Annotated in this window: 15 protein-coding genes; 10 read left to right on the forward strand and 5 right to left on the reverse strand. The window is 57.2% G+C overall.

Going from position 1 to position 16,222, the window contains the following annotated elements; genetic code table 11:
- Nucleotides 1-15 precede the first annotated feature (15 nt).
- The 3 genes from recF to dnaA all read right to left on the reverse strand — a co-directional run bounded on the left by recF (nt 16) and on the right by dnaA (nt 3,933).
- Entirely contained in the window at nt 16-1,101 is a 1,086-nt protein-coding gene (gene recF, locus ABIB18_RS14570; RefSeq protein ID WP_046289494.1) for a DNA replication/repair protein RecF, read from the reverse strand.
- 314 nt (nt 1,102-1,415) lie between these two features.
- Entirely contained in the window at nt 1,416-2,516 is a 1,101-nt protein-coding gene (gene dnaN / locus ABIB18_RS14575) for a DNA polymerase III subunit beta (RefSeq protein ID WP_031375180.1), read from the reverse strand.
- Between the two features lie 4 nt (nt 2,517-2,520).
- Nucleotides 2,521-3,933, reverse strand: a complete 1,413-nt coding sequence (dnaA, locus tag ABIB18_RS14580; protein WP_031375181.1) for a chromosomal replication initiator protein DnaA — start codon at nt 3,931-3,933, stop codon at nt 2,521-2,523.
- A gap of 596 nt (nt 3,934-4,529) precedes the next feature.
- Here dnaA and rpmH point away from each other — a divergent pair.
- From rpmH to ABIB18_RS14620, 8 genes are all read left to right on the forward strand, one after another.
- Complete coding sequence (gene rpmH, locus ABIB18_RS14585) at nt 4,530-4,670, forward strand: 50S ribosomal protein L34 (RefSeq protein WP_003849659.1); 141 nt, start codon at nt 4,530-4,532, stop codon at nt 4,668-4,670.
- 14 nt (nt 4,671-4,684) lie between these two features.
- A complete protein-coding gene (rnpA, locus tag ABIB18_RS14590; RefSeq protein WP_008926396.1) occupies nt 4,685-5,044 on the forward strand; it encodes a ribonuclease P protein component in 360 nt (119 codons plus the stop codon).
- Nucleotides 5,008-5,265, forward strand: coding sequence for a membrane protein insertion efficiency factor YidD (gene yidD, locus ABIB18_RS14595; RefSeq protein WP_072051038.1), 258 nt, complete (start codon nt 5,008-5,010; stop codon nt 5,263-5,265). Before rnpA ends, yidD begins: the two co-directional genes overlap by 37 nt.
- 2 nt (nt 5,266-5,267) lie before the next feature.
- Nucleotides 5,268-6,914, forward strand: a complete 1,647-nt coding sequence (gene yidC / locus ABIB18_RS14600) for a membrane protein insertase YidC (RefSeq protein ID WP_031375182.1) — start codon at nt 5,268-5,270, stop codon at nt 6,912-6,914.
- Between the two features lie 91 nt (nt 6,915-7,005).
- Nucleotides 7,006-8,370: a tRNA uridine-5-carboxymethylaminomethyl(34) synthesis GTPase MnmE gene (gene mnmE, locus ABIB18_RS14605; RefSeq protein WP_046289493.1), complete on the forward strand. Its 1,365-nt coding sequence runs from the start codon at nt 7,006-7,008 to the stop codon at nt 8,368-8,370.
- Between the two features lie 294 nt (nt 8,371-8,664).
- Nucleotides 8,665-9,255, forward strand: coding sequence for a malonic semialdehyde reductase (locus ABIB18_RS14610; RefSeq protein WP_031375183.1), 591 nt, complete (start codon nt 8,665-8,667; stop codon nt 9,253-9,255).
- Nucleotides 9,256-9,444: 189 nt separating this feature from the next.
- Entirely contained in the window at nt 9,445-10,194 is a 750-nt protein-coding gene (locus ABIB18_RS14615; protein ID WP_031375184.1) for a 4'-phosphopantetheinyl transferase family protein, read from the forward strand.
- A 319-nt stretch (nt 10,195-10,513) separates the two neighbouring features.
- On the forward strand, nt 10,514-11,374 hold the full coding sequence (locus ABIB18_RS14620; RefSeq protein WP_354474621.1) for a sugar phosphate isomerase/epimerase family protein: 861 nt from the start codon (nt 10,514-10,516) through the stop codon (nt 11,372-11,374).
- A 43-nt stretch (nt 11,375-11,417) separates the two neighbouring features.
- Here ABIB18_RS14620 and ABIB18_RS14625 read toward each other — a convergent pair whose 3' ends face one another.
- Nucleotides 11,418-12,329, reverse strand: a complete 912-nt coding sequence (locus ABIB18_RS14625; RefSeq protein WP_031375186.1) for a sugar phosphate isomerase/epimerase family protein — start codon at nt 12,327-12,329, stop codon at nt 11,418-11,420.
- A 335-nt stretch (nt 12,330-12,664) separates the two neighbouring features.
- On the opposite strand from ABIB18_RS14625, the gene ABIB18_RS14630 reads away from it, so the two are divergent.
- Both ABIB18_RS14630 and ABIB18_RS14635 read left to right on the forward strand, forming a co-directional pair.
- The gene (locus ABIB18_RS14630) at nt 12,665-13,984 is read left to right on the forward strand and encodes an MFS transporter (RefSeq protein ID WP_354474623.1); all 1,320 of its coding nucleotides are present in this window, start codon (nt 12,665-12,667) and stop codon (nt 13,982-13,984) included.
- Between the two features lie 52 nt (nt 13,985-14,036).
- Nucleotides 14,037-14,813 carry a hydroxypyruvate isomerase family protein gene (locus ABIB18_RS14635; protein ID WP_354474625.1) on the forward strand — a complete coding sequence of 259 codons (777 nt, stop codon included), beginning with the start codon at nt 14,037-14,039 and terminating at the stop codon, nt 14,811-14,813.
- A 49-nt stretch (nt 14,814-14,862) separates the two neighbouring features.
- On the opposite strand, the gene ABIB18_RS14640 is transcribed toward ABIB18_RS14635, so the two are convergent.
- Nucleotides 14,863-16,176 (reverse strand): NCS2 family permease, encoded by a 1,314-nt coding sequence (locus tag ABIB18_RS14640; protein ID WP_031375585.1) that lies wholly within the window; start codon nt 16,174-16,176, stop codon nt 14,863-14,865.
- Nucleotides 16,177-16,222: the final 46 nt, after the last annotated feature.

Below are 16,222 nucleotides of genomic sequence, written 5' to 3' on the forward strand. Positions count from 1 at the left end.
CGTTTCTCGCTCATTTTAATCTTCAGGTTGAACCGCTATTTTACCCTGTTCCACGCGGAACATCTTGCCCTTTTCGTCGGTCATGTCGATTACATGCTCGGCAGAAATAGCGCTGACAAACACCTGCGCCTGGGTGGCTTTTAACCGCTCTGCCAGCAGGCGTCGGCGGCTGTCATCCAGCTCAGAAGCAAAGTCATCGATCAGGTAAACACAACGGCGTCCGCTCTGGCTTGTCAGGAACTCGCCCTGCGCCAGACGCAATGCACACATCAGCAGTTTTAGCTGCCCGCGTGAGAGTAAATCTTCCACCGGCGTCCCTTCAGCCCGAATACGAAAATCGGCTTTATGCGGCCCGCTGGCGGTGTAGGTCAGGGCGCGATCGCGCTCAAAGTTGCGTTCCAGCAGTTCGCCGTAATCGCTCTCTTTGTCCCAGCCGCGCTGAAATGAAAAGCGCAGCTCAAACTCGGGCAGGAACTGGCGGCAGGTGGCAGTAATCTCCGCCGAAATCGCCGCGCTGTATTCGGCGCGCCACTGGCTTATCTGTTCAGCCAGCGGTACCAGTTCCTGGTCCCAGGGACGAATCTGACTGTAACGTGAGACCTGGCGCAGGGCGGCGTTGCGCTGTTTTAACAGGCGGCGCAGGTTGCTCCAGGCGTTGAAAAAACCGGGCGTATTATGAAAGCAGCCCCAGTCGACGTAGGCTCTACGGTATTTGGGGCCGCCATTGAGCAAAGTAAACCCTTCCGGCGTGATTAACTGCATCGGTAACAGCTGCGCCAGTTCAGCCACTTTGTGGCCGTCGCTGCCGTCAATGCGTACTTTACTGTCACCGGCGCGGTTTTTGGTCAGCCCGACAGAAATCTCCCGCTCTTTACCTTCCAGCCGGCCATGCAGCACAAAGGCTGCTTCGTCGTGACGGATCACGCGGCCCGCCTGCAGGCTGCGAAACGCCCGACCGTGGCCCAGGGTGTAAATCGCCTCTAATACGCTGGTTTTACCGCTGCCATTAGCGCCGACCAGGAAATTAAAGCCGGGTGCCAGCTGCAGGTCAGCCTGCTCAATATTACGAAAATCTTTGATAAGGAGGCGGGTTAAAGCCATGAATCAATCCAGCGTGAAGGGCAATAAAATTTTGGGCCTGGCGATCCAGTGCGTCAACGGCAAAGCTGGTTTGCCCGATACCTCAGTCACCAGGCCGTCGGCGTCGCAGCTACGTTGCGCCCCGCCAGCGCACAGCCACCGGAGCGTACTGAAGTACGTGAGGATGGCGAGCACTGCCGGGGCACAACGTAGCAAGTAAGCCAGGCCGATATATTCTACAAGAAGCGCGCAGGCCCTGGGAGCATACTGAAGTATGTGACCAGGGGCGAGCACTGCCCGGAATCAGAATGGCAAGTAAGCCAGGCCGATATATTCTACAAGCGCATGGGCATCACGACGTAGGCTGCTGCCGGACTCGCCACATCTTCAATCTGTACGCTCGACACCGAGTCGGTCAGCAGCAGACGGACATTTTCACACTTCAGCGCGTTCAGCACATCCAGCACGTAACTGACGTTAAAGCCGATCTCCAGTTCGGTGCCGTTGTAGCTGACATCCAGCATCTCTTCCGCTTCTTCCTGTTCAGGGTTATTGGCGGTGATTTTCAGCTGATTTTCGGTGATATAGAGGCGAACGCCGCGGAACTTCTCATTCGACAGAATCGCTGCGCGGGCAAATGCCTGCTTTAACAGATCGCAGCCGGCTTCCAGCGCTTTATCGGGATTCTTCGGCAATACGCGGCGATAGTCAGGGAAACGACCATCAACCAGCTTCGACGTAAAGATAAAGTCGCCGACGTGCGCGCGGATATTGCTGCCGCCGATTTGCACCTGCAGCGGCGTATCGCCGCCATCCAGCAGTCGCAGCAGCTCAATTACCCCTTTACGCGGCACAATCACCGAGTGACTCGGCAGCGCCTGACCGATCGGCATTGAACAGACCGCCAGACGGTGACCGTCGGTAGCCACGGTGCGCAGCTCTTCCCCTTCGGTTTCAAACATCATCCCGTTGAGGTAGTAGCGAACATCCTGATGCGCCATTGAGAACTGAGTCGCTTCGATCAGTCGTTTCAGCGTCGCCTGCGGCAGGGTGAATTCAACCTCGCTCTGCCAGTCATCCAGATTCGGGAAATCGCTGGCGGGCAGGGTCGACAGCGAGAAGCGGCTGCGGCCTGAACGCACTAACATGCGATCGCCTTCCAGTGACAGCGTGATCTCCGCGCCTTCCGGCAATCCGCGACAGATATCGAGGAATTTCCGCGCGGGCACGGTGGTTGCTCCAGGCTCATGGGCCTGCGTCAGGGCAACGCGCGCCACCATCTCCATTTCTAAATCGGTACCGGTCAGCAACAGCGTACCTTCTGTCACCTGCAACAGCAGGTTTCCAAGAATCGGCAGCGTCGGACGACCCCCTAGCGGGCCGCTCACCTGTTGCAGCGGCTTCAGTAACTGCTCACGTTCAACAATAAATTTCATAGCGTCAGGAAGATAATGTTCTGATGAGATTAGAGAAATCTTCTTTGATATCGTGGCTCTCTTCACGCAGCTGCTCAATCTTGCGGCAGGCGTGAAGCACCGTCGTGTGGTCGCGACCGCCAAAGGCATCGCCAATTTCTGGCAAGCTATGGTTAGTCAGCTCTTTTGCCATCGCCATCGCCATCTGGCGCGGACGCGCTACCGAACGCGAACGGCGCTTGGAAAGCAGATCCGCGACCTTAATTTTGTAGTACTCAGCCACGGTCTTCTGAATATTATCAATGGTGACCAGCTTTTCCTGCAGCGCCAGCAGATCGCGCAACGCTTCGCGCACGAAGTCGATGGTGATCGCCCGGCCGGTAAAGTTGGCGTTGGCGATCACGCGATTCAGTGCGCCTTCCAGCTCACGAACGTTAGAGCGTAAACGCTTGGCAATAAAGAACGCCACTTCACCCGGCAGACGAATGTCATTCTCGTCGGCTTTTTTCATCAGGATCGCCACGCGCGTTTCCAGTTCAGGCGGCTCGATCGCCACCGTTAACCCCCAGCCAAAACGCGACTTCAGACGATCTTCCACCCCGTTGATCTCTTTTGGATAACGATCTGAGGTCAGGATGATCTGCTGATTGCCTTCTAATAAGGCATTAAAGGTGTGGAAGAACTCTTCCTGCGAACGCTCTTTATTGGCGAAGAACTGAATATCATCGATCAGCAGCGCATCGACCGAACGGTAGTAGCGCTTAAATTCTTCGATCGCATTGTTCTGCAACGCCTTAACCATGTCCTGGACGAAGCGCTCTGAGTGCATGTAAACCACTTTAGCATTGGGTTTACGCGCAATAATGCCGTTGCCTACCGCGTGCAGCAGGTGGGTTTTCCCCAGGCCGGTGCCGCCATACAGGAACAGCGGGTTGTACGCGCCGCCCGGATTATCTGCCACCTGGCGTGCCGCCGCGCGCGCCAGCTGGTTAGATTTACCTTCGACGAAGTTATCGAAGTTATGGCGGTTATTCACATTCGAACGGTAGGTCACATCAGCGGGTGCCGGCACGTTATCCCAGCTTGGACGCATGATCTGCGTCGGGGCCGGACGGATATGGCTCTGTACCGGGATAGCAGGCGCGCTGACGCTGGCCATCACCGGCTGGCTGACGGCGGCAGTTTGCTGAACCGGGCGTGTACCCACTTCAAAACGCAATAACGGTACGTTCGGACCGCAGAATTCATTCAGTAATGCGTTAATGCTATTGAGGTATTTGTCCCGAACCCAGTCGAGTACGAAGCGATTTGGAGCATACAAGGCAAGCGTATTGTCGTTTAACTCAGCCTGTAGTGGACGAATCCACATGCTGAATTCGGTGGCAGGAAGCTCATCCTGCAAACGGGCAAGACACTGTTGCCAAAGCGTAAGTGACACGGCGGACTCCACTCGTACAAATTCGATAAGAATAGTAGGCGTTACTCTAAGAAACGTTCATTTTTGACACAGACGTAAGAAAGCGCCTGCGACCGCTATCAGCGGTTTTCCGTCCTGCAATCACCGGAGGATCGTCAGCGGAAGGGCGGATCATAGCGCAAAGCGAGACAGAGATCTTCCCTTTCTACACAGTTTTGATCCTTTTTATCCACAGGCGAAAGGCGCGCAGAGAAGTTTACGCCAGTTGCGGGAAAAACCAGCAGGAATCTGGCTGAATGCGTCAGATTTTCGGGTGACTTCTCGTTTTATCCCCACGATCCGCCAATTTGATCGCAATAAGATCCGGCGCGATCCTTGCGCTTTAACCGGGAGCCCGTATAATTCGTCACCCGGCGTTGTCGCGTTAAGCCCAATGCCCGGACTCAGCGGGCTGTATCCGTGTTTCCAGGTACTGCGACACGCGAAGTAAATTGACTCGGGACTGTACAATTATTACAATCCCGCCTCTTTATTAAAGACACATTGAGGCGTCGGTCGATTTATTGGCCCGAAACGCGTCACCCAGTGAAAATTTTCAAGTTTAGGTAGAAACCGCCATGAAACGCACTTTTCAACCGTCCGTACTGAAGCGCAACCGTTCACACGGTTTCCGTGCTCGTATGGCTACAAAAAATGGTCGTCAGGTTCTGGCACGTCGTCGTGCTAAAGGCCGTTCTCGTCTGACCGTTTCTAAGTAATAAAGCTAGCCCTGATGGGTAAGCTCGCATTTCCCAGGGAGTTACGCTTGTTAACTCCCACTCATTTCACTTTCGTCTTCCAGCAGCCACAACGGGCTGGCACGCCGCAAATTACTATTCTCGGCCGCCTTAACGCGCTGGGGCATCCCCGCATCGGTCTCACCGTCGCTAAAAAACATGTGAAACGTGCCCACGAACGTAACCGGATCAAGCGATTGACCCGCGAAAGCTTTCGTCTGCGTCAACATGAACTGCCGTCGATGGACTTCGTGGTGGTGGCGAAGAAAGGGGTTGCCGATCTGGATAACCGTATGCTGGCGGAAGCGTTGGAGAAATTATGGCGTCGTCACTGTCGCCTGGCGCGCGGCTCCTGATCGTCCTGATACGCGTCTATCAACGCGGCATCAGTCCATTACTGGGCCCACACTGTCGGTTTCATCCGACCTGCTCTCAATACGGAATTGAGGCGTTACGCAGGTTTGGCGTGATAAAAGGCAGTTGGTTGACGTTAAAACGCGTATTAAAATGCCACCCTTTGAACCCGGGTGGTGACGATCCTGTGCCGCCAAAAACCTTTGATACCAGAGAACATTAACGATGGATTCGCAACGCAATCTCTTTCTCATCGCTTTTCTGTTCGTGTCTTTTATGATCTGGCAAGCCTGGCAGACGGACCACGCTCCGCAGCCACAGCAGACGCAGACCACACAAAACACTAACAGCGTAGCGGGTGATGCCGCCAGTCAGGGTGTACCGGCCAGCGGTCAGGGCCAGACGATCACCGTTAAGACTGATGTCCTGTCATTAAATATCAACACCCGCGGCGGTGATGTTGAACAAGCACAGCTGCTGACTTTCCCGGACAAACTGGGTTCCGACCAGCCGTTCCAGCTGCTTGAAACGACGCCATCGTTCCTTTATCAGGCACAGAGTGGTTTGACCGGTCGTAATGGCCCGGACAACCCGAACAACGGCGCGCGTCCTTTGTTCACTACCACGCAGGATCACTTCGAAATGGCGGAAGGCCAGTCCGAGCTGCGTGTGCCGATGACCTATACCGCTGAAAACGGCGTGGTTTACACCAAAACCTTCGTCTTCAAGCGTGGCGAATATGCGGTTAACGTCGATTATCATGTCAACAACACCACTCAGCAGCCGCTGGAAGTGTCGCTGTTTGGCCAGCTGAAGCAGACCATTGATCTGCCGAAGCACCGTGATACCGGCAGCAACAACTTTGCACTGCATACCTTCCGTGGCGCGGCGTACTCCACCAGCGATTCGAAATATGAGAAGTACAAATTCGACAATATCGCGGATAACGAGAACCTGAACACCACCACCAGCAACGGCTGGGTGGCGATGCTGCAGCAGTACTTTGCCACCGCATGGGTTCCGCGTACCGATGGCACCAACACCCTTTACACCAGCAACCTGGGTAATGGCGTGGCGGCGATTGGCTACAAATCTGCGCCGGTGACCATTGCCGCAGGCGCACAGCAGAACCTCGGTGCAACCCTGTGGGTCGGTCCGGAAATTCAGGACAAGATGGCAGCCATTGCGCCGCACCTTGATCTGACCGTCGATTACGGCTGGTTGTGGTTTATCTCTCAGCCGCTGTTCAAGCTGCTGAAATTTATCCACAGCTTCATCGGTAACTGGGGCTTCTCCATTATCGTGATCACCTTTATCGTGCGTGGCATCATGTACCCGCTGACCAAAGCGCAGTACACCTCGATGGCGAAGATGCGCATGCTGCAGCCGAAGATTCAGGCGATGCGTGAACGTCTGGGTGATGACAAGCAGAAGCAGAGCCAGGAAATGATGGCGCTGTATAAAGCAGAGAAGGTCAATCCGCTGGGTGGCTGTCTGCCGCTGGTAATCCAGATGCCGATCTTCCTGGCACTGTATTACATGCTGTCAGGTTCTGTTGAACTGCGTCACGCGCCGTTTGTGCTGTGGATCCATGACCTGTCCGCGCAGGACCCGTACTACATCCTGCCGATTCTGATGGGCATTACCATGTTCTTCATTCAGAAGATGTCACCGACCACCGTGACCGATCCGATGCAGCAGAAGATCATGACCTACATGCCGGTGATTTTCACCGTGTTCTTCCTGTGGTTCCCGTCAGGTCTGGTGCTGTACTACATCGTCAGCAACCTGGTTACCATTCTCCAGCAGCAGCTGATTTATCGCGGCCTGGAAAAACGTGGTCTGCATAGCCGCGACAAGAAGAAAGCCTAAGCGATGTAAAGCGGGAGCGATCCCGCCCTAAACGGTCTATCCTCAGGCGGTCAAAGCGACCGCCTTTGTTTTTTGTAGCGAGAGAGAATTTATGAGCCACAGCGATACCATTGTTGCCCAGGCTACGCCGCCCGGACGCGGCGGCGTAGGTATTTTGCGCATCTCCGGTGCCCGTGCAGCCGAGGTGGCGCAGCAGCTGCTGGGCAAACTGCCTAAGCCGCGTTATGCCGACTATCTGCCGTTTACCGATGCTGACGGCAGCGTACTGGATCAGGGCATTGCGCTGTGGTTTCCGGGGCCTAACTCGTTTACCGGTGAAGATGTGCTGGAGCTGCAGGGCCACGGCGGTCCGGTGATCCTCGATCTGTTGCTGAAACGCATCGTGGCGCTGCCCGGCGTACGCATCGCCCAGCCGGGTGAGTTTTCAGAGCGCGCGTTTCTCAACGATAAGCTCGACCTGGCGCAGGCCGAGGCGATAGCCGATCTGATCGATGCCAGCTCAGAGCAGGCGGCCCGTTCTGCGGTCAATTCGCTGCAGGGGGTATTCTCCACCCGCGTCAATCAACTGGTGGAAGCCCTGACTCATCTGCGCATCTACGTTGAAGCGGCTATTGACTTCCCGGATGAGGAGATCGACTTCCTCTCTGACGGCAAAATCGAAGCGCAGCTGAATGCGGTGATCGCCGATCTCGATGGCGTACGGGCTGAGGCGCGCCAGGGCAGCCTGCTGCGTGAAGGGATGAAGGTGGTGATTGCGGGTCGGCCTAACGCGGGCAAATCGAGCCTGCTGAATGCGCTGGCGGGTCGTGACGCGGCGATTGTCACCGACATTGCCGGCACCACGCGCGACGTATTGCGTGAACATATTCATATTGATGGTATGCCACTGCATATCATCGATACCGCCGGTTTGCGTGAGGCCAGCGATGAAGTCGAGCGCATCGGTATTGAGCGCGCCTGGCAGGAGATTGAGCAGGCTGACCGGGTGCTGTTTATGGTCGATGGCACTACCACCGACGCGACCGAAGCCGCGGCCATCTGGCCCGACTTTGTTTCACGCCTGCCGCCTGAGTTACCGATTACCGTGGTGCGCAATAAAGCCGACGTCACCGGTGAACAGCCAGGCCTGACAGAGATAAATGGCCACGCAGTGATTCGGCTGTCGGCACGCACCAGCACCGGGGTTGATGAACTGCGCGATCACCTGAAGCAGAGCATGGGGTTCGCCGGCAATATGGAAGGCGGCTTCCTGGCGCGCCGTCGTCATCTGCAGGCGCTGGAGTTAGCAGCGACGCACCTGCTGCAGGGCAAAGCGCAGCTGCTGGGTGCCTGGGCTGGTGAGCTGCTGGCAGAAGAACTTCGCCTGGCTCAGCAGGCGCTGAGCGAGATTACCGGCGAGTTCACCTCGGATGATCTGCTGGGCCGCATCTTCTCCAGCTTCTGTATCGGTAAATAACCTCGCTTTTGCCGGTCCGATAGTGCGTCCTTATCGGACCGGCGCCTTTCCCCGCTTTCACGCTTTCACTTTGCTGCGCACCTGCGGTGATTCTTGCTGATATGTTATTTTGCGGCGGCCCGGCATTGCCGTATAACGGTCAGAGCGCCGACCTGATGATCGACGGCGGATGGCCGTGATTTGTCCCGTCTGATAAACGCTATTATCTGCCGCCGTCGCGGCATCACGCCGGCAGCGAACCCCTATTCGTGGTCACCCTTGGGCGAAATTTTTTGCCTGAAACAGGAGAGTTGCATGAGTACACCGCTTGACACTGCCGCACTGAACACGCTGTTTACCGACGCCCGCACCCACAGTTACTGGCAGGCGAAGCCGGTCGACAACGCCCTGCTGGAACAGCTGTATAGCTTAACGGCGCTGGGCCCGACCTCGGCTAACTGCTCGCCCGCCCGCTTTGTTTTCGTGACGTCGGCGGAAGGTAAAGAGAAGCTGAAACCGGCGCTCTCTTCCGGCAACCTCGAAAAAACCATGAGTGCGCCCGTCACGGTGATCGTCGCCTGGGACCGCGAATTTTACGAGCAGCTGCCTGCGCTGTTCCCGCATGCCGATGCCCGCAGCTGGTTTACCGGCAGCCCGGAAGCGGCGAAAGAGACCGCTTTTCGTAACAGCAGCCTGCAGGCCGGGTACCTGATCCTGGCGGCCCGCTCGCTGGGACTGGATGCCGGCCCGATGTCCGGTTTTGATCCGGCGAAGGTGAATGAGGCGTTCTTTGCTGATAGTCAGTATCAGGTTAACCTGCTGATTAACCTCGGCTATGGCGAGGCGTCAAAACTGCACCCGCGTCTGCCGCGCCTCAGTTTTGAACAGGCGTGCCGGTTCGCCTGATGCCGCTGGCGTCGCGATGTCCGTCGCGACGCTTATTCTGACCCGACTGAGTTTTCACCGCCGCGAATCTAGCCAGATCGCTCATCCTATTCCTAATTTGGTTCATTCTGTGTTGTGCCGGATGCATTAAGTTAAGAAAATTCTTACAATGCAGCTGATGATTATCTGACCATTTTCACGGAGCGACAGATGGCTGGTCATTTTGTACGCTGGACGGGTAACCCCGACTTCTCTGCACAAGATATGCGCATTCCCCAGCATATTATTGAAACGGCACAGCAGTTTGCTGATAAGCGCCGTGGGCGTTTTCTTGCCGCGCGTACGCTGCTGGCCCAGCTGATGCTGCGGGTTTATGGCATTAACACGCTGCCGCGCCTGACCACCGATTGCCACGGACGCCCCGCTTTTGCTGACCCCGATCTGCCTGATTTCAGCATCGCTTATGCCGGCAATACGGTCGGCGTGCTGCTGGCTGAAGAGGGCGGCCGCGCCGGCCTGGACATGGAAATCGTGCGGGCCCGCAGTCGCCAGACTCAGGAACAGTTAATGCAGGGATTAACCTCCGGGGAGATCGCCTGGATTAATGCCCAGCAGGATTTTGTCGAAGCGGTAACGCAAATCTGGACGCTGCGCCAGAGCCTGCTCAAGCTGACCGGCGAGCGCGAAGCGGGGCTCGATTCGCTGCGGCTGCTGCCGGGCGCAGGCCGTCTGCGTTCATCGCTCTATCCCGATATCCAGGTGGTATGCGATGCTGAACCAATGCTGGTCTGGTCCTGCGCGCTCTCGCCCGCGACCCAGCGCCTGCATCTGTGGGAGATGGATAACCACCATCAGTGGATCGCCTTACGTGAAGTGGAAATGAGTAAACCGAATATTGGTCCCCGCACCCTGCGGCTGACCAGCCTGCCCAATGAACGCAGCGTGCATCCTGAAATCTGACGGAATGCTGCGGTTCGCGAGCGCTTAAGCTTCCGTTCATAAGCGCATAGATAAGTCATTTGTTCATTGTGACCAGCTGCGCAGGCTTCGGCTGACCGTCTGCTCCGAATCCTGTTGAGACTCATCACCTTTACCCCGATGTGACCCTGCCCGCAACTCTGTCTGCCGGTACGGGTTACGCTTTTTTTTGTGACCGTCATCACTTCACCCTGGCATGCTTTGCTCTATATCTTTGAACATAAGAATCGGCATTGAACGTTTGTAAAGTTTGGATGAAAAGCGCTGAAGCTGGCGTCATAGCTAACGTCTTAAGGAGACGATGATGGAAAAAATGAAGCTGGGCGTGAACAGCGCCATGTTCGATGGGCATCCACCGGAAGTTGCCTTCCAGACCGTGCGTGCGGCCGGGTTCGCTTACATTGAGCTGGCTTACAATCAGGGTTATGTGGGCCAACTCGATCCGGCCCTGTTTGGTCAGGAGAATGCCGCCCGCATCAACGATCTTAAACAGCAGACGGGCCTGAAGATGCACGCGCTTGGCTGCACCATTAACCTGGCCGCGCCGGATGCAGTGGAACAATTCCGGCTGCGGGTAGCCTTCGCCCGGCTGATTGGGGCCCGTTATCTCAATGCCTGCACTGCCCGACGCGATAATCGCGCTGCGTTAATTGAAAACCTGCGGCAGATGGCGCCGATTGCCGAAGAGGCAGGCTGCATTTTGTGTATCGAGAATGGGGGCGATCCGGATTATGACGCCTTTGCCGTGGCTGAGGATGGCTTCGCGCTGCTGGAAGCGGTCAGCCATCCGGCGGTGGCATTTAACCTCGATCCCGGCAACATGGTATCGCTCTGCCCACAGCAGGATCCTATCGCCGAGGCGCTGACGATGCTGCCCGGTGCCCGGCATTGCCACATTAAAGATGTGATGCGGCTGAACGGGGAATATCATTTCCCGCCGATTGGAGAGGGTGAACTGAATTATGCGCCGCTGCTTCAGGCGCTGGCGGAAAATGAGATTCCGGCCAGCCTGGAGATCCCCCTGCGGATGCATCGCCAGCCCGATAGCTGGCCGCAGCGGGCTGCTCAGCCGGTTGATCCGGCCATCAGCCTTGAGGTGTTAATCCGTTCGCGGCTGGCGCTGGAAAAAATGCTGGGCTACCGGCTGGCTGCAGACGACTAACGGATGGGCCCTCAGCCGGTACGCACGCGACATACCGGCAGTGTCATGCCATCTCTCCGGTCCCGGCGAGTGCCTGCTGCAGAAATTCCCGGCACGCCTGCTCGATTTGCCAGCGATCGTCATCGGGCGTGGTGCGCATCTCCACCGCAATACTGCGTTCATCTAATCGCGGATCGTTCGGCAGCTGCCGGGCTGCTGCCACGATAGCCGTCGCCACAGCGGGCGTCAGGAAACCGGGCGCGCCAAAACGCATATGGTGATCGCCATAGCCCGGATCGTGCGGATCAAGGATGGCGTTAGCCAGATGCAGCTGTGACACCAGCGCTCCCCACAGACGCAGAGCCTCGACAGGATCTTCCTGATTGAGCGCCACATGCGCGCTGTCCCAGGCGAGATAGAGCCGTGGGCAGGTCCGACGCAGCTGCTGCATCCAGCGCAGGGTTTCGTCGGTGGGGCCGATGAGCTGGCATTTATGGGCGAAGCGGTCCAGCGGCTCCAGCTGCATGATCATCTGCGGGTATTGACTCATCACCTCGCCGATCTGTTCCAGCGTCTCGCCGAGCGCGCTTTTTGCCGCTTCGCGCTGTGCCGCGCCGGGATCGCTGCCGCTGACAAAGGCAATCCGCGTTGCGCCACATTCGGCGGCGCGATGCACCAGTTCACAGGCCCGTTTCATGCTGCGTTTACGCTGAATCCGGTCAGGACTGCTGAGGTTCAGCCCCTGCTGATTCAGCACAAAGGTCATCCACTGTGTCAGCTTCACCTGTTTCGTTTCGCTGATATCCCGCAGTCGCCGGGCCTGCGCCGGTTGCAGCACCATGCCGGTTTCAATGAAACGATAAAATGGCTGCTGACTGAGGTGATCAGCAATGTCGACGACTCTGCTTTCATCCTGCATATCCGGAAAGAACAGCTCAGCAATATGAGCTGAAGGCACCAGCATGGTCTGTTTCATCCTGCCTCCTGATTCATTCATAAGTTACTAAGTAAAACATATGTTCATAGAGGGAAGTGCAGTGATGCTGTTAAAAATGCGCTTAACTTCACACTTCAGACATCGAGCCAACTTTCCAGGCACCGTTAATTAGTCACTGTTATTAATCATTGGCAGCCATTATTCAATTTATTGCGTTGCTATAGCCCATTTTCGCTGCATTTACTGAAGTGTGAGCTGCCGCAAATCTTTTCTCACAGGATCCGCTTTAATGTCTAAACATAAGATATGTTAATGAACATATGTTCAGTTCCCGGGATTTACCCGGCATCGCCACTGACAAGCGGGAGAAAGTTATGCAAGCGTTACACCCTGATTCCGATGCCGCGTCCCAGCCTACCCGGGTTCGCTGGCGCATTTTCGCCGTGCTGTTTTTCCTGCTGGCGGTCAACCTGATGGACCGTATCACGCTCTCAATCGGTATTCCGTTCATCAAGGATGAGTTCCATCTGTCGCCTGCCATGCAGGGGCTGATTCTCAGCAGTTTTTTCTGGTCCTATGCGCTGTTACAGGTGCCAGGCGGCTGGGCGCTGGATCGCTTTGGCCCGCGTAAGGTGCTGACCTTCTCCAGCATACTGTGGGGCCTCAGCCAGATTGGACTGGCGCTGGCAACCGGTGGACTGTCGCTAATCTTTGCCCGCATCGCGCTGGGCGTGGCGGAAACGCCGATTTCGCCCTCTGGCGGCAAAATGAATGCCAGCTGGATGCCCAAATCGGAACGTGGACGCGGCGCGGCCATCATGGATTGCGGCAGCCCGCTGGGTGTGGCGTTTGGCGGACTGATCATCGCCTACCTGATCGACATGCTCGACTCGTGGCGGCTGGCGTTTATCATCGCCGGTCTGTTCAGCATGTCGCTGGCGCTACTGGCGTGGTACAAGCTGCGCGATCGCCCGGAAGAGGATCCTCGGGTTAACGCCGCCGAAATGGCGCTGATACGGCAGGGCCGTGACGACGGTGTGGCGCCGGATGCGCCGCCGCCCGCCGGTCCGGGCGTTGACTGGCGGTCGCTGTGTGGCCTGATGTTTGGCCGGGCCACCTGGGCGATGATCTACTTTGGCCTGATGACATGGGGACCCAGCTATCTGGCGCAGGCACGCGGCTTCGATTTGCGCTCCATCGGTAATGCCACCTTTGTGATTTTTATGCTGGGTGCTGCCGGATCACTGGGGGCCGGATTCGCCGTCGATGCGCTGGTGAAGCGCGGCTATCAGCACGGCACGGTGGTGAAAAGCCTGATTGCGCTGTCGGGCGGCGTTACGCTGCTGATCTTCTTTGCGTTGCCGGACGTGGCGAATCCGATTACCGCCGTGGCGATGCTGTCGGTTGCCTCCTTCTTCCTGACCGGCGGCGGCAGTATCTACTGGAGTATCCCGGCGCTGATCGCCCATCCGGCGCGCGCTGGGCTGGTCGGCGGCTTTATGAATATGGCCGGCAGCGTGGGCGGCATTCTGGTGCCGATTCTCGCCGGTCTGATCCTGCAACTCACCGGCGGATACGGCGGCGTACTGACCTTCTTTACCCTGTGCGCCGCGCTTTACGTAATTGGCACGCTGTTTATCCGTTTTGCGCCGCCGACCGCGCCGCTGCCGGCCGGCAGCACTCAAGTCAGCTAACCGCACTCGCCTGGCGGCGAGGCTGCCGGGCGACATCTTAACAGGAGAGAATATGCTTCGTTTCGCCGCTAATCTGACCATGCTCTATACCGAATATCCGTTTTATGAACGCTTCGACCGCGCCGCTGAGGCCGGATTTGAGGCGGTTGAATTTTTCTTCCCCTATGGCCTGGAGAGCGCCGATATCCAGCAGGCGCTGGATCGCAACCAGCAGCAGCTGGTGCTGTTTAACATGCCGCTGGGTGACTGGGATGCAGGTGACCGCGGATTCGCGGCGCAACCGGCGCGGCGTGACGAGTTCCGCCGGGCTATCGATCAGGCGGTGAGCTATGGTCAGCAGCTGAAACCGCCGCGCATTAACTGTCCGTCAGGACCGGCCGCCGGTCAGGGCGATCCGCTGCCAACCCTGCGTGAAAACTTTGCTCTGGCCGCCAGCGCGCTCAAGGCGCACGACATTCAGCTGGTGCTGGAGCCGATCAATCACGGCGACGTACCCGGCGCGGTGATCTCCGGGGTGGAGCAGGCAGTGCGGCTGTTTGACCAGATCGACAGCGACAACCTGGCGGTGCAGTACGATCTCTGGCATTCACTGCGTGCCGGTGAAGATCCCTATCAGGTGCTGCCCGCCTTTATTGACCGTATTGCACATATCCAGATTGCGGACGTGCCTGGCCGTCATCAGCCCGGCAGCGGCGAGGTCGATTTCGAGCGGCTGTTTACCCTGCTGGATAATCTCAACTATCCCGGCTGGGTCAGCCTTGAGTTTCATCCACAGGGCGCAACGGATGCCAGCTTTGCCCACCTGTGTCAGCTCGGGGTGTTGAAATAAAAAAGGCCGCTACCCTGACGGGAGCGGCCTGATGCGGTTATCGCAGCGTTTAGTGAGCGTCGATAAACACAATCTTCAGCACGAACATCAGCGCGACAATCACCACGCAAGGGCTGATTTCACGCCAGCGGCCGGTGCCGAGCTTCATCACGCAGTAAGCGATAAAGCCCAGCGCAATCCCTTCGGTGATTGAGAAGCTGAACGGCATCATCGCGGCGGTGACAAAGGCGGGAACCGATTCGGTCAAATCATCCCAGCGCACGCGCGACAGGCTGGCGGTCATCAGTACGCCGACATAAATCAGCGCCCCGGCAGCGGCGTAGCCTGGCACCATCGCCGCCAGCGGTGACAGGAACATCACCAGCAAAAACAGTAGGCCGGTTACCACCGCCATCAGTCCGGTGCGGCCACCAATCGCCACGCCCGAGCTACTTTCAATGTAGGCGGTGACCGAGGAGGTGCCCGCCAGCGCGCCACTGACCGAGCTGATGCTGTCAACATACAGCGCCTGCTGCATGCGCGGGAAGGTGCCGGTTTCATCGGTCAGTCCGGCTTTGTCAGTTACGCCGATCAGCGTGCCCGACGAGTCGAACAGATTGACCAGCATAAAGGAGAAAATCACGCCCGCCATGCCGATGTTAAAGGCGCCTTTGATATCGACCTGACCGACCACCGAACTGATGGCTGGCGGGGCAGAAAACAGGCCAACGAACTTCACGTCGCCCAGCATCCAGCCAATCGCCGTGGTCACTACCATCGAAATCAATACTGCGGCATGGATATTACGTGACGCCAGAATAGCGATGATAAAGAAACCCAGCGCGCCCAGCAGCACGCTGTGCGAAGTCAGATTCCCTACCGCCACCAGCGTATCGGGATTCGGCACGATGATGCCGGCATTTTTCAGCCCCATCATAGCGATAAACAGGCCAATCCCGGCGGTGATGCCGACGCGCAGGCTGAGCGGGATGTTGGCAATCATCCAGTAGCGCACCCGCAGCAGCGTCAGGATCAGCAGACCGACGGCGCCCCAGAAGATCGCCCCCATACCGACCTGCCACGAATAACCCATTGCGCCGACCACCACAAAGGCGAAAAAGGCATTCAGTCCCATTGCCGGGGCCAGTGCGACTGGCAGATTGGCAAACAGTCCCATCAGAATACTGCCGAAGGCGGCAATCAGGCAGGTGGTGACAAACACCGCCTGGGTATCCATACCGGCCACGCCGAGGATCTGCGGGTTCACAAAGACGATGTAGACCATCGTAAGAAAGGTGGTCATACCCGCGATCACTTCGGTGCGCACCGTGGTGCCATGTTCCTGCAGCTTGAAGATGCGCTGCAAAAGGCCTTGCTTGCTCATGCCATCCATCCAGAAGAAAAATTCATCGGCGCGTATCCTGGCGATT

This window comes from Pantoea sp. UYEF8 (assembly GCF_040546285.1).
In the GTDB taxonomy this organism is placed as follows: Bacteria; Pseudomonadota; Gammaproteobacteria; order Enterobacterales; family Enterobacteriaceae; genus Pantoea; species Pantoea brenneri.